The organism is Neisseria sp. HMSC15G01, from assembly GCF_001808255.1.
Classification (GTDB): Bacteria; Pseudomonadota; Gammaproteobacteria; order Burkholderiales; family Neisseriaceae; genus Neisseria; species Neisseria subflava_A.
Genome location: NZ_KV792657.1, coordinates 1 through 13,491 on the forward strand (window position 1 = coordinate 1; position 13,491 = coordinate 13,491).

The following is a 13,491-nucleotide window of genomic DNA, read 5'->3' on the forward strand; positions in this document are numbered from 1 at the left end:
AGGGGATTTTGGGGAATTTTGCAAAGGTCTCCTATTGCCTTGATGCACGGTTGCTTAGGTTAAAACTTCATCTCCAAAGTCAGGGTGTAATTTCGTCCCGGTGCGGCGTAGCGGTTATACCTGCCGACATTATTGTGCCTATTGACCGCTCCTTCGGCAGTCTGCCTTACAGACTCCCAAGTGGTATACCGGTAGTTGAAGAGGTTATACACGCCTGCGCGCAGGGTCAGGTGTTTCTTGATATTGTAATATCCGGAAACATCCGTAACATGCCAAGGCCGCGTCCGCCGTGATGCTGCTTTTTTAGCATTGGCATTACCGTTCAACAGCGCCTGGCTGCCTAGCAGTTCGTCAACAGATTTTGCCTTGGAATAAGTAAACATCGTATTGATACCCCATATTCCGTCAGGATGGTCGTAACCCAAACCCAATACATATCGTGAAGGTTGGACGGCATCAAAGAGATATGAAGTTACAAACGTCCTGTCGGCGCGTATATCGGCATCTTTGACCTTGATGCGGTTATAGGCAAGCGTGGAATACAACCCGTCCGGCAACCCGCCCCATACACCGTGCCAATCGATTTTACCCAAAATATTGATACCGGCTATCCGTGCATTTTGAGCATTTCGATATCCGGGGTCGCCAGAAGCCGAAGTTTGCCCGTTTTGAGTTCGGGTTTCATAACCGAATGCAATCAGGTCGCGATAAGCATTGTTGAAATAGCTGGCTTCCAAATTGCCGAAGTCCCCTTTAAATACAATACCTGTCTCTCTATTAAAGGATTTTTCCGGTTTCAGATCCAACGTTTTCAAAGACTCCCCGGCTCTCCAGCCGTACATTTCGGCAAACGACGGTAGACGGAAGCCCGTAGAAGCGCGATAAGTCAAATCCATCCAGGTGAAAGGCTTGAGGACTACGCCTGCGTTCCAAGAAAGGTTGCGGTGAGTGCCGGTAGAGACACTCTTATCTTCCGAATGCGTACTGCGATAATCGTAACGTATGCCTGCTCCGACATCCGCCCACCTGCCCAAACGAACATTGTCTTGAACGGCTGCATAATAACCGTTGCCGCCGATATTCCTCGGTGTGCAGTCTGTATAGGTGTTATTGCCGAAACGGCATATCGGCGATGTATTGACCGTGGTCTTGCCGATAGACACCCAATACGGTTTGCCTTGGCTTCCGTTGGGTGACTGCGCCCCTTCCGGGATTTTCGATCCATATGCCTGAACTGCGTTTTGAAGATAATAATCGCTGTGGGACAATTGCGACTTAAAGCGGTCGTACCCTAGATTGATACTCAAATTGTGACGGATTTTGGCCGTATCAAATGCCTTTTTAAATACTGCTTGGAACAGGTTTCGGCTTTCTTCATAAATCATCCGGTCGGATTTATAGAAGGAATACGGTTTATTGCCGTCGGGACGGCAATTTTTATCCGAACCGTCGTGAGAGCAATGCGTCTGCTGCAAACGGTTGTCCAAATCTATACCTTGCCGGTCATAAGAAAGTCGGGCGTAATCGGCCCAGGTATCCTTGTCAGCATTATGGTAAACATATTCGACCCCGTACCGGTTTTTAGTATGGCGTTCATCATAAAACACGCCGGTACCGTAACCGATACCCTGCAATGTACCGCCCTCTCCCTGAACAAACAGCCTTTCGGCCTTATTATTGCCCGAATATTTGCCAAAGCCGCTCGGCGTACCGTTTCTCCGGACACTTTCATTCAGATCGGCCTCGGTAAAATAGGCAGGAACAGTCATATCCCGTGTATCAAAGGTCTGCTGCGTACGTTCAAGAACGGCTCCGACATAATGGCGGTTGTCCAAATGCCAACCCGGTCGGAACAGCCATGATTGGCTGCCATACTCAAGCGGGTCCGCAAGGAAGCGGCTGGGGCCGGTATAATCCTGCGTGCTGACGGTTTTGCGCTCATCTTTGGCCAAAGCATCTTTTTTCGCATTGTCTTTACAGGCCGCATATCCATTGGAACATTCCTCTTCGACAATGAAATTTGCGTACGGATGGGTATCCTCGACCGGCATCAGCCGGTTGAAACTCTGCACACCTTTACCAGCATCTTTATGCGCATGGATTTCCTGCCCCCGCCGTTTAGTATAAATAAGGAGGGCTTCCGCGCCGCCGCTGCGTCCTGCAAGCGCAAGGGACTGTGTCAGGGCATGGTCTTTTCCAGAATAGGCAGTTTTACTCTGAATGCCCCACTGTTTTCCCTCTCCGATAATGTCGGCTGCGGTTTTGGTTTGAAATGCGACCGAACCTGCCAATGCGCCGTTTCCGTATTCTGATGAATTCGAACCCTTGCTGATTTCAACGGCCTTAACGTTTTCATACTCAATTTCATTGATTGCGCCGCTGCTGCCCGCCGTCCTCGTCCCACCCAATGCCGCCTGCGCGGTGTAGGACTGTATTTGCGAAACGCCGTCTACCGTTAAGGAAACGCGGTTTTTATCCATGCCGCGTATTGAATAGCCGGAACTTGCGCCCCGACCCTGTTCGACCACGGCAATACCCGGATCGTAACGGGTCAGGTCTCGGATATTCAAAACCTGTTCTTTACTTAGCGTCTCGGAAGATTTGACCAGCTTGCCCAGCCCGGTTACTTCGTTATCACGGCGGGTTTTCTGTTTTTTCGCATTGACCTGCACGGTATCGAGCTGCTTTTCCCACACTTGTCCAGACGGTAAAACATCCGCATAAGCAGGCAGCGCAGTCATCAGCGACAGGCATAAAATATTTAATCGGAACAAATGTTGCTGTTTCATATCATTTCTCTACTTACTGCCTTCAGACGGCATTTAAAACCGATATGCCGTCTGAAGAACTTTCCTCTGTCAACCGGCAGCCCAGTTTACCGGACAAGCTGTTGGCGTTTCGTACCGAATACCACTGCCGCCTTGCCGCTTTCTCCCTCCAATGTATTTCCGGAGAACGATCCGCCCATCTCAATGGCGGTTTTGCCGTAGAAGCCGCCGGACACATCTGCACGGATATTCGTCCGTTTCGGATCGATGGTATTTTTCGGATCTAATGCAAAGCCGTTTTCACCGGTTTTCGCCACACCTGAAAAACCGTTGCCCTGAATCGTGGCAGTGATGGTGAATACGGGGGCAATGCGGTCTTTCGCCGTCAGCATACCGTTGAGGGTTTTCTCGGCAAAATTAACTTTAAACTCCGCCCGGTTACCGCCTTCCTTATTGGAAGGTTCGGCACTCCAGCTCGTACCATTAACAATAGTACCCGACCATGTACCGCGATATACCGCCTCTCCCGCCGTTACAGGCATATCGGAAACCGGCGTACGGCTGCCCTGCAGGAACATATCGTGCGAACCGCCGTGTTCCAACACCCCGAAATGCAGGTAATCCAAATTGGAGCAGCATACCGACACCTTCACACCGTCTTTCTCAAATACATGCTGGAATGCCGTCTGAGTGCCTTCGGACGGCACAAGCGCAAGCTCTACGCCGTCAATCAGCAGTTTGGCCACGTTGCCAAAGCTGTCTATCTGTTTTTTCACAAAATCCGCACCGATGCGGTAAGCGTCCATAAAGGTTTCAGCCAATGGTTTTTCTGCACCGTCTTTCTGTTTCGCGCTGAATACGGCAAGCACTTTCTTATCGTTTGCCAAAAACTTGCCGCCCAACTCATCGCCCTGAGGCCCGTAGAAACCACCTTCCAGACTATCAGAATCAGAAACAAAGGGATGACCGTTCCCAGTATCTTTATCTGCAGCCAACGCCTTACCTTTGAAACGGTTACCGTGCAGGTTAGCCTGAATGTCGTAACGTTTAATTTGTTTGGCTTTATTTTCGGTTTCGTTATGGGTAATCCGGTTATTGCGGTAGAGCGCGCCGGTCATGGTCTTGGCGGCGAAGTCCACCTCAAACTCGCTGGTCAGCCCAAAATCGGTCTGACCTTCCGGTGCCTCGCTTTTATTGCGCAACACATCCGCTTCCTCGGCAGACAAAGCCCCGTACCTATCGCCCGCTTGCGAATTACCCAACTGGGAAAACTTCTGTTTTTCCTTGGCATCGGTTACATAATCCCAAGTGCCTTTGTAAATCGACTTGCCCATCGGCAGAGCTTGGGAAGGATTGCTGCCTTTGTAGAAAAGGTAGCCGTCCGCGCCGGAAAGGGCGATATTGTTTTTGAAATCGATTTTATTGGCACCGTTGCGGTAGATATAGCCCGAGCGGACATATTGGAAATCCGTGTATCCTTCCACACGGCTTTTGCCATCGCCCGTTGTGATGGATTCGTTCAGCGTACCCTTATCCATCGCAAAAATCTCATTCTTTTGGGGAAACTCACCCGGCTCACCCGCACCTAATTTCTCCCAATCCGCTTCTGATAATGCCTTATGATCTTCTTTATTTTTCGGGTGCCAGTTCCGACGCGGTATTTTGGCTGCAAAACCGTAAACCGGACGGTCGTTTTCCGCCGCCTGCGCTTCATCGGGTTTTGCCGGTTTTTCAGTCTGTTCGTCTTGGTATTTCGGTGCTTCGGACTGCGGGTTGTGCTGTTTCGTTTCCACGCTGTCCAAATCGAAACTGCCGCCACCCGCGCAGGCAGAAAGCAGCAGCACAGGCAGGATACCGGCTGCTTGGGCAATAAGTGAATTTTTCATATCAACTTTTTTAAAAATGATAATAGTTTATATTTTATTAACTTAAAATGTAATTTGCAAACATTTTCTGACGTACCTTCACAAAAAACACCCGCACATCCTTACTCCGGATATGCGGGTGTTTGAGCAAACCTTGACTAACCCAAAGACACCATTTCAATCTGCTCCATCGTTCTACTTAGAAAACGTTCGCCTATCATTCTGAATTTCAAAGGAATATCGCTGACATAAAAACGATAGTCGGGATTATTGTTGTCAGTATTGAGAAATCCCTCCTGCGCAAGGACGCGTGCTGTTTCTTCAGCCGTCGTAATTGCAGAATCAACCAACGCGACATTACCCGCCTCCCTACCGATTAAGGGCTTGAGCAAGGGAAAGTGCGTGCAGCCCAACACCAGCGTATCGATGCCGTCTGCAAGCAATGGTTTGAGGTATTCGCATACGGTCAGGCGGGTAACTTCATGTTCCAACCAACCTTCCTCCACCAAAGGGACGAGCAGCGGCGCAGCCTGCGTGCGGACGAGCGTATCAGGGTTGTTCCTATGGATGGCGCGCGCATAAGCATTGCTGTTGACTGTCGTATTGGTGGCGATAATGCCGATTTTATTGTTGCGCGTCGTTGTCAGCGCGGCTTTCGCGCCGGCGGAAATCACGTCCAACACAGGCATATTGAGACCTTTGCAAAATTCCCCAAAATTCCCTAAATTCCAACCAAGACATTTAGGGGATTTTGGGGAATTTTGCAAAGGTCTCGGCCTTAAAGAGGGTAGGTATAAAAAAAAGGGGGTGGCTTTCGGCCACACCCAAACACACACACATCAAGAGGAAAGAAAAATCATTTAATAAGAGAGCTGGCTCTTATAGAGGAAAACTGGATGATTCGGGCTTGACCCTGAAGCATTGAAAGGCATTATAAATGAAAATAGGGTTAGGGTATTGATACAGGTCAATTCGGGCTTGATTTAGAAAATATATTTTTAGGATAGTGGAAATAAATTAAAAATAAGGTTTGATTGTGAATAAAAGTCATTAGGCCGTCTGAAAAATGGGTTTCAGACGGCCTGATTGGTTTGAAGGCTGCTACTTAGTATATAAATAAAGTATTAAGCCAAACCTTTATCTTTGGCTTCTTGCAGGCGGGCTTCAAAGTTACTGAGGTTGACGCCTGCCTGTTCGGCTGCGGCAACTACTTCGGCTACAGATGCGCCGTGTTGCACTTGATGATAACCCCAAAGCAGGGAGCAGCGAGTGCCGGTGCGGCAGAAGGCAAGAATGGGAGCCGGAGATTGTTGCAACAGATTTTGGAAGGCTGCAACATCGGCTACGGTGATTTGAGGCGCAACGACGGGCTGGTGGGAAAATTGGTTGATGCCAGCCTCTTTAAACCAGTTTTGTACTTCGGCAAAAGCCGGTTGGTTTTCTTCTTCGCCGTCCGGGCGATTGCAGATGATGGTTTTGATGTCGAGACGTACGGCTTCTTGGACGTCGGCTTCGGTCAGCTGAGGGGCGATATAGAGGGTGTCGGTCAGTTTACGGATAGGCATAGTTTTTCCTTTCTTTATATTAAATGGATATGTTGATTTCAGACGGCCTAGGAAGTGGCAGGCCGTTTGAAGTTTTATTTAATGATTGTACAACCAGTTTTCGAGTTTTTGGCGATCGGTAATGTGCAGCAGGGCAGTATTGGCTTCTGCTGCTTGAACTGTGATGCTGGTTTCACGCAATAGGCCTTGGCGGAAGAAATGGATGGTGGTGCGCGTGCCGATAGGCAGTTTGCCCCACTGCGCTGCAAGGTCGTTGCAGGCATAGCCGCCTAAGGCGATGATTTTATCTTGCGGGCAGAGTCCGGCATTTTCTGCGCTACCGCCATTAAATACATGAGTCAGGACGGCATGATCGCTGTTTTGTTTGAAACGTGCGCCCAAATCGTTGGCGGGGGCAACCGATTGGGGTTCGGTGGCAAATGCTCCGCCGTGCTGGCGTGGTAGGGGAATAAAGTCGAGTTTGACACCTACGCTTTGCAGGCATTCTGCGAGCGGAAGATCATCGGTACTGTATAAGGCCGTCTGAAAGAAGGTTTCTAAATCTAAACCGGTCATTTCTTGGCAACGGGATTGCCAGTGTTTTTCGGGTATGCCTTGATGGGTGTTGCACCAATCGAGATAGTGTTGCTGCATCACGCTGTCGAGGGTGTATTTGCCTTGGCTTTTCTCACGGATGATGAGGTCGAGGCAAAGTGCGGCCAGTGCGCCTTTTTGATAGTAGCTGACGATGGCGTTGGGGCTGTTTTCGTCTTGTTTGTAGAACTTGTCCCATGCGCTGAAACTGGATTGGGCAAGTGTTTGTTTCAGACGGCCATGTGTTTGCTGTACGCGTGTGATGCCTTGTGCAAGCAGGGTAAGGTAGGCTTCGGGGCTGATGGTTTTGCTTCTAGCAAGAAAGAGGTCGTCGTAGTAGGAGGTAATGCCTTCAAATGCCCAAAGTTGCTCGGTATAGTTTTCTTGGTCGAGATTGTAAGGTGCGAAGACGGCCGGTTTGATGGATTTGACGTTCCATGCGTGGAAGTATTCATGGGAGAATAGACCGAGTAATTCGGTATAGGCTTTGTCGGCTTCGCCCATATCGTAAGATGGCAGACTGTGGCGGTCGGCGAGTAGGGCGGTGCTGCTGATGTGTTCCAGTCCGCCGTAGAGGTTGTCTCCCAGATGTAGTAGGAAAAGGTATTCGGTAAACGGGGCAGGGGAAGGGAACATCGCCAACTCGGTTTCGCAGATTTTTTGAATATCGGCGAGGAAGCGGGTGAGGTCGAAATCGGGGTAGATACCGCTTAATGCAATACGGTGGGGAATACCTTGTGCTTCAAAGTCGAGGAATTCGATGATGCCTGTTTCAACAGGGTGATCAATAAGCTCGGCATATGAGGCCGTCTGAAAAGTGGTCGCCGAAATTTGTGGCAGGGTTGTGGCTATCTGCCATGTGTGTGGCAGGGTAGGAAATTCGACTTGGTGCGGTTGTTCCTCTTGTCCGTGTACTTTTAAGAATAGGCATGCGCCGTCGAAAAAGCCACGCTCGGTGCTGAGGAACGAGCCGCGAACTGATAAGTCGAATGCGTAAACAGTGTAGTAAATTTCCCACTCTCCACTGAGAGCAGGGGTTTGCCAATGGTTTTTGCTGGTTTGTGTCAGCAGCTGGGCTTTGCCGTTGCAGCGCGCGCTGATGTGCGTGATATGGCGGGCAAAGTCACGGATGAGGTAGCTGCCGGGAACCCAGTTGGGTAAGCTGATTTCTGTTTCTGAATCATCAGTTTGAGTGAATGATAAGGTGATGTGCCATTCATGAGACAGAAAGTTGGGAGTAATTTTGTAATTAATCATAACTATTGGTTAATTTGCTAAAGTTTATTAAGAATAAGGGGGTTTAAGGGGTGGGCTTAATCTATATCAATAAAACTGTATGAAAAAGGGGGCTTGAAAAAATACCACGTCTGATTTAATGCGTATGTTTTAATAATTTATTGATTATAAAAGAAATGAATTTATGTCTTACTAAATATTTTATGCAATGTGGAATGTAATTTTGCTTGGCATGTTGTGGTGTCTATGTTAAATTTAGAAAAATTTGAGCCTTGGCCGTATTGCGCTTTTCGTAAATGCAGGGGTTGGGGTGAGATAAAAATTTTTTATACCCATAATTTATGGAGACTTCCATGGACACACAAACTTATAACTACAAAGTGGTGCGCCAGTTCGCCATCATGACTGTAGTTTGGGGTATTGTGGGCATGTTGGTCGGCGTTATCGTCGCTGCCCAGCTTTTTGCTCCGGCCCTCGATTTATCCAATATCGGACCTTGGTTCCACTTCGGTCGCCTGCGTCCTCTGCACACCAATGCGGTTATTTTTGCATTCGGCGGTTGCGGTTTGATCGGTACATCATACTACGTTGTTCAACGTACATGTAATACCCGTCTGTTTGGCGGTTGGCTGCCTGCATTTACCTTCTGGGGTTGGCAGGCTGTTATCGTGGCTGCGGCCATCAGCTTGCCTATGGGTTACACCCAAGGTAAAGAATACGCCGAGTTGGAATGGCCTATCGACATTTTGATTACGCTGGTGTGGGTTGCCTACGCCATCGTATTCTTCGGTACGATTGCCAAACGTAAAATCAAACATATTTACGTTGCCAACTGGTTCTACGGCGGCTTTATCTTGGCCGTTGCGCTGTTGCACATCGTCAATAATATCAGCATCCCTGCCGGTTTGATGAAATCTTACCCGGTTTACGCAGGTGCGATTGATGCGATGGTTCAATGGTGGTACGGCCACAATGCGGTGGGCTTTTTCCTGACAGCCGGCTTCTTGGGTATGATGTACTATTTCGTACCAAAACAAGCAGGCCGTCCTATTTACTCTTACCGCTTGTCCGTTGTTCACTTCTGGGCTTTGATTTTCACTTATATGTGGGCTGGTTCACACCACTTGCACTACACCGCATTGCCTGACTGGACTCAATCTTTGGGTATGGTATTGTCTTTGATCCTGTTCGCACCTTCTTGGGGCGGTATGATCAACGGTATCATGACTCTGTCTGGTGCATGGGACAAACTGCGTACCGACCCGATTTTGAAATTCTTGATCGTATCTCTGTCCTTCTACGGTATGTCTACCTTCGAAGGCCCGATGATGTCTATCAAAACAGTTAACGCTCTGAGCCACTATACTGACTGGACTGTTGCGCACGTTCATGCCGGTGCATTGGGTTGGGTAGGCTTCGTAACCATCGGTTCCGTTTACTACATGATCCCACGCCTCTTCGGTAAAAACGAAATGTACAGCACCAAATTGGTTGAAGCGCATTTCTGGATTGCAACCATCGGTGTGGTTCTGTATATCGCCGCGATGTGGATTGCCGGTGTGATGCAAGGCCTGATGTGGGGTTCTTTGAACGAAGACGGCACACTGACTTATTCCTTTGTCGAATCTGTAAAACGTACCATGCCTTACTACATGATTCGTTTCACCGGCGGTCTTCTGTACCTGAGCGGTATGTGCATCATGGCATATAACGTTTACCGTACTGCTATCAGTGGTAAAGCGGTTGATGCTGAGATTCCTGCGGTTTCTCAAACCCAACACCACTAATAATAAGAAAGATAGGCTACCAAAATGAAATTGCAACAATTAGCTGAAGAAAAAGTTGGTGTACTGATTGTATTCACCCTGCTTGTAGTCAGCGTCGGCCTTCTGATCGAGGCTGTCCCGCTGTTCTTCTCCAAGGCAGTTACTGAACCTGCGCCAGGCGTGAAACCATACAACGCCTTGCAAGTGGCCGGTCGTGATATTTACGTACGCGAAGGCTGCTACAACTGCCACTCTCAAATGATTCGTCCATTCCGTGCAGAAACTGAACGTTACGGCCACTACTCCGTTGCCGGTGAGTCTGTTTATGACCATCCGTTCCAATGGGGTTCTAAACGTACCGGTCCGGATTTGGCTCGTGTCGGTGGTCGCTATTCTGATGAGTGGCACCGCATCCACCTGCTGAACCCGCGCGACGTTGTGCCGGAGTCCAATATGCCTGCATTTCCATGGCTCGCACGCAATAAAGTCGATGCCGAGGCAACTGTGGCGCATATGAAAGCCCTGCGTAAAGTGGGTACACCTTACAGCGATGAAGAAATTGCCAAAGCACCTGAAATGCTGGCCAACAAATCAGAGCTGGACGCTGTTATCGCCTACCTGCAAGGCTTGGGCTTGGCATTGAAAAACGTAAGGTAACATCATGGACGCTAACTGGGCTCGCTCGCTCTTTACTGTTTGGGTATTCATCAGCTTTATTTTAGTCCTCTATATTGTGTTCAATAGACGCAATAAGAAAAACTATGATGATGCAGCCAGCAGTATTTTCGATAATGACGAACAAAGGCCGTCTGAAAAGGACGATCAAGCTCAGTCAGTCCGTGATCACGGAGCAAAATAATGAACACAACATCCCAATTTACCAGTAGTTTCTGGAGTATATATATTGCCGTTATCGTCGTGCTCAGCTTCATCGGCCTGGCTTGGCTTCTGCTTTCGCAAAACGTTGTGAAACGCCCTAAAAAAGGCGAAGAAGTAAAAACCACAGGTCATGAGTGGGACGGCATTTCGGAGTACAACAACCCTCTGCCACGTTGGTGGTTTTGGCTTTATGTCTGCACATGGCTGTTTGGCGTCGGCTACCTGATTATGTATCCAGGTATCGGCGATTACAAAGGCCTGTGGGGCTGGAGCAGCCATGGTCAATATGAAGAAGAAGTTGCCAAAGCCAATCAGCAATACGGTAAAGTGTATGCTAAATTTTCCAATATGCCGATTGACCAAGTGGCTAAAAATCCTGAAGCACGTGCCATTGGTCAAAACCTTTTCAATACCTACTGTATCCAATGTCACGGTTCAGATGCTAAAGGCTCTAAAGGCTTCCCAAATCTGACTGACGATGACTGGTTGTGGGGTGGCGAGCCTGAAAAAATTCAGGAAACCATTGAAAAAGGCCGTACTGCCGCCATGCCTGCATGGGGTCCTGCTTTGGGTGAAGAAGGCGTGAAAAATGTAACACAGTATGTTATGTCCCTTTCTAAACCTAAAGGTCAATACGACGAAGAACGTGCAGAACGCGGTAAAGCCTTGTTTAGCGGCCCACCTGCCAACTGTTTCACTTGTCACGGCGACAAAGGTCAAGGTATCCAAGGCCTCGGCCCGAATCTGACCGACGATGTATGGTTGTGGGGCGGTACTCAAAAAGCGATTACCGAAACCATTACCAACGGTCGCAGCAGCCAAATGCCTGCTTGGGGTCACTTCCTCGACAAAGACAAGCTGCACATCATGACCGCTTATGTTTGGGGTTTGTCCAACAAAGACGGTAAAAAAGCTCCTGCTAAAAAAGCCGAGCCTGCTCCGGCAGCTCAACCTGCCGATGCTTCTGCTCCAGCGGCTGCTTCGGCTCCTGCTGCCGATAAAGCTGCTTCAGATGCTAAAGCTGCTTCAGATGCTAAAGCTGCTCCTGCTGCTGAAGCCAAACCTGCTGAAAAAGCAGAAGCAGCTCCGGTTAAGGTAGACGGCAAAGCTGTTTTTGAAGCCAACTGTAAAACATGTCATGGCGGTTTGATTCCAGGCGCTCCTGTCGTAGGTAAAAAAGAAGACTGGGCTCCTCGCATTAAACAAGGTAAAGACACTCTGCACAAACATGCTATCGAAGGCTTTAATTCTATGCCGGCTAAAGGTGGCAATGGTAGCCTGAGCGATGATGAAGTTAAAGCAGCTGTTGACTTTATGGCAAATGAGTCTGGCGCAAAATTCTAATTTTGAGTTAGATTGAAAAAAAGCGTACCTTTCTAGGTACGCTTTTTTTATGTTTGATAAAACCGTATGGAAGAAACATACAAAAGGCCGTCTGAAACATTCAGACGGCCTTTGTTTTTGGTTCAACCAAAATTAATCAATCCAAAGTGGACGTACTGCGTTTCAGGAACCATTCGCTGAAAGGCCACTCGACGCTGTCGAGTAAGTTTTTGGTAATTAACCCCAGTTCCGTATCGCCTTCAATTTGCAATTTACGGTTGAAAAATAAGGTATCGGGATCTTCCTCGCGCATCATCATGCGCATGAAGTCTATACCGTTGGCGGCCAGCCTCAGATCGGGGGCGCCGCTGAAGTTGTCGTCCAGGAATTTTTCCGTATCGGCACTAAACCGCACTTTGATACCGGCATCCAAAACTTCGATTTCGAATTTTCTTCCGGCAAAAAGTTCCATATCGGCAGGTAGTAAACCTTTTTTCAGCATGGTATTCAATACGGAGACCAAAACAAAGCGTGGAGGTTTGCCGGGAAGTTTGGTACCGATTTTTGCCATCCATTTGGGTAATATGATTTCAGGCAGCGCCATAATATGCCTCCTTCACGGTTTCAATACCGGGCTGACCGCGCCAATAGCCGTCAACCAGTGTTCCGGTAGTCAGTCGTTCCAACTCGGGGCGGACATCTTCCCATGTGGCTTTTCCGTCCAATACATCGCGGTGAATTTGGATAATTTCAGCCATGCTGTGCATTTGTGGCGACAGTCTGAGCATATTCACGCCGATTTTATTCAAGTCTTCATGGTGGGGCAGTAGGTTTTGGCAGCCGTAAGACATGGTTTGGATGCCGTTGATGGTGAGAAACGGCTGGCCTTCTCGCGTATTCATGGCCATACCGTGCTCGTGGTCGAGGCAGCGGAACTCGCAACTGTCTTTATTCAAATTGTAATGGCGGGCGGTAAAGCAACGTGATGAATAGGCAAGCGGCATTTTGCCCCAAGCGAAGAGTTCGGTTTCAATGCCGTCTGAAGCCTTGATGATTTCGGCAACCTTATCGCGGCTCAGCTCGGACGGTGTAATCCAGCGGAATGCCCCTAATTTTCGGAATACGTCTAAAGTGGTTTCGTTGTAGATATTCAGGCTTGCACCGGCAACGAACGGGATGCCGTGTTTGCGTGCCAATTTGACCGCACCCATGTCGTTGGCTTCAACTTTAAACTTTCCCTGCTCCGTAATTTTGCGCAGGCGTTTCAGATCGGATTCGCTTTCGAGCAGGACTTGTGAAGAAAGAATAATCTCCTTACCGCTTTCTGCCAGGTCTTCAGCCAGTCCGAACCAGTCGGCAAAGCGCATTTTCTGACGGCGTGAGCAGACTACCTCACCCAAATAAACAGTGTCCAACGGCGTATCCAGCATGGAAACGTAAAATTCCAGTAGGGCTTCTTTTTGCCAGAAAAATAAAATAGGGCCCAGCGACAATTTCAATGAATTCATTTTCTTCC

The 13,491-nt window shown here is 48.6% G+C and carries 10 protein-coding genes and 1 pseudogene; 4 read left to right on the forward strand and 7 right to left on the reverse strand.

All coding sequences use genetic code 11. The annotated features are described in order from the left end of the window. Positions 1-59: 59 nt before the first annotated feature. The 5 genes and pseudogenes from HMPREF3139_RS01920 to HMPREF3139_RS01940 form a co-directional block, all read right to left on the reverse strand. Positions 60-2,789 carry a lactoferrin/transferrin family TonB-dependent receptor gene (locus tag HMPREF3139_RS01920; RefSeq protein ID WP_070460052.1) on the reverse strand — a complete coding sequence of 910 codons (2,730 nt, stop codon included), beginning with the start codon at positions 2,787-2,789 and terminating at the stop codon, positions 60-62. Positions 2,790-2,875: 86 nt separating this feature from the next. Continuing rightward, positions 2,876-4,654, reverse strand: coding sequence for a transferrin-binding protein-like solute binding protein (locus HMPREF3139_RS01925; protein ID WP_070460055.1), 1,779 nt, complete (start codon positions 4,652-4,654; stop codon positions 2,876-2,878). A gap of 137 nt (positions 4,655-4,791) precedes the next feature. After that, positions 4,792-5,325 (reverse strand): annotated as a pseudogene (locus tag HMPREF3139_RS01930) (aspartate/glutamate racemase family protein); the annotation flags it as partial. Between the two features lie 432 nt (positions 5,326-5,757). After that, complete coding sequence (locus tag HMPREF3139_RS01935) at positions 5,758-6,198, reverse strand: TIGR01244 family sulfur transferase (protein ID WP_070460058.1); 441 nt, start codon at positions 6,196-6,198, stop codon at positions 5,758-5,760. Positions 6,199-6,276: 78 nt separating this feature from the next. Then, positions 6,277-8,028, reverse strand: a complete 1,752-nt coding sequence (locus tag HMPREF3139_RS01940) for a M61 family metallopeptidase (RefSeq protein WP_070460061.1) — start codon at positions 8,026-8,028, stop codon at positions 6,277-6,279. 332 nt (positions 8,029-8,360) lie between these two features. Between HMPREF3139_RS01940 and ccoN the strand changes: the two genes are divergently transcribed. Genes ccoN through ccoP form a run of 4 tightly spaced genes read left to right on the forward strand, consistent with a single transcriptional unit; the run spans position 8,361 to position 11,996 of the window. Further along, entirely contained in the window at positions 8,361-9,794 is a 1,434-nt protein-coding gene (ccoN, locus tag HMPREF3139_RS01945; RefSeq protein WP_199900391.1) for a cytochrome-c oxidase, cbb3-type subunit I, read from the forward strand. A gap of 24 nt (positions 9,795-9,818) precedes the next feature. Then, entirely contained in the window at positions 9,819-10,430 is a 612-nt protein-coding gene (gene ccoO / locus HMPREF3139_RS01950; RefSeq protein WP_063075589.1) for a cytochrome-c oxidase, cbb3-type subunit II, read from the forward strand. Positions 10,431-10,434: 4 nt separating this feature from the next. Continuing rightward, the gene (locus HMPREF3139_RS01955; RefSeq protein ID WP_003748776.1) at positions 10,435-10,632 is read left to right on the forward strand and encodes a cbb3-type cytochrome oxidase subunit 3; all 198 of its coding nucleotides are present in this window, start codon (positions 10,435-10,437) and stop codon (positions 10,630-10,632) included. Next, positions 10,632-11,996: a cytochrome-c oxidase, cbb3-type subunit III gene (gene ccoP, locus HMPREF3139_RS01960; RefSeq protein WP_083290024.1), complete on the forward strand. Its 1,365-nt coding sequence runs from the start codon at positions 10,632-10,634 to the stop codon at positions 11,994-11,996. Before HMPREF3139_RS01955 ends, ccoP begins: the two co-directional genes overlap by 1 nt. A 136-nt stretch (positions 11,997-12,132) precedes the next feature. Here ccoP and HMPREF3139_RS01965 read toward each other — a convergent pair whose 3' ends face one another. Continuing rightward, complete coding sequence (locus tag HMPREF3139_RS01965; RefSeq protein ID WP_049323906.1) at positions 12,133-12,579, reverse strand: ubiquinone anaerobic biosynthesis accessory factor UbiT; 447 nt, start codon at positions 12,577-12,579, stop codon at positions 12,133-12,135. Continuing rightward, positions 12,566-13,483 carry a U32 family peptidase gene (locus HMPREF3139_RS01970; RefSeq protein WP_070460069.1) on the reverse strand — a complete coding sequence of 306 codons (918 nt, stop codon included), beginning with the start codon at positions 13,481-13,483 and terminating at the stop codon, positions 12,566-12,568. Before HMPREF3139_RS01970 ends, HMPREF3139_RS01965 begins: the two co-directional genes overlap by 14 nt. Positions 13,484-13,491 lie beyond the last annotated feature (8 nt).

What these genes read in the sequence shown, in the direction of transcription:
- HMPREF3139_RS01940 (WP_070460061.1), bottom strand. Translation starts at nt 8,028, where the DNA reads ATGATTAATTACAAAATTACTCCCAACTTTCTGTCTCATGAATGGCAC.
- ccoO (WP_063075589.1), top strand. Translation starts at nt 9,819, where the DNA reads ATGAAATTGCAACAATTAGCTGAAGAAAAAGTTGGTGTACTGATTGTA.
- HMPREF3139_RS01935 (WP_070460058.1), bottom strand. Translation starts at nt 6,198, where the DNA reads ATGCCTATCCGTAAACTGACCGACACCCTCTATATCGCCCCTCAGCTG.
- HMPREF3139_RS01970 (WP_070460069.1), bottom strand. Translation starts at nt 13,483, where the DNA reads ATGAATTCATTGAAATTGTCGCTGGGCCCTATTTTATTTTTCTGGCAA.
- ccoP (WP_083290024.1), top strand. Translation starts at nt 10,632, where the DNA reads ATGAACACAACATCCCAATTTACCAGTAGTTTCTGGAGTATATATATT.
- HMPREF3139_RS01925 (WP_070460055.1), bottom strand. Translation starts at nt 4,654, where the DNA reads ATGAAAAATTCACTTATTGCCCAAGCAGCCGGTATCCTGCCTGTGCTG.
- HMPREF3139_RS01955 (WP_003748776.1), top strand. Translation starts at nt 10,435, where the DNA reads ATGGACGCTAACTGGGCTCGCTCGCTCTTTACTGTTTGGGTATTCATC.
- HMPREF3139_RS01965 (WP_049323906.1), bottom strand. Translation starts at nt 12,579, where the DNA reads ATGGCGCTGCCTGAAATCATATTACCCAAATGGATGGCAAAAATCGGT.
- HMPREF3139_RS01920 (WP_070460052.1), bottom strand. Translation starts at nt 2,789, where the DNA reads ATGAAACAGCAACATTTGTTCCGATTAAATATTTTATGCCTGTCGCTG.
- ccoN (WP_199900391.1), top strand. Translation starts at nt 8,361, where the DNA reads ATGGACACACAAACTTATAACTACAAAGTGGTGCGCCAGTTCGCCATC.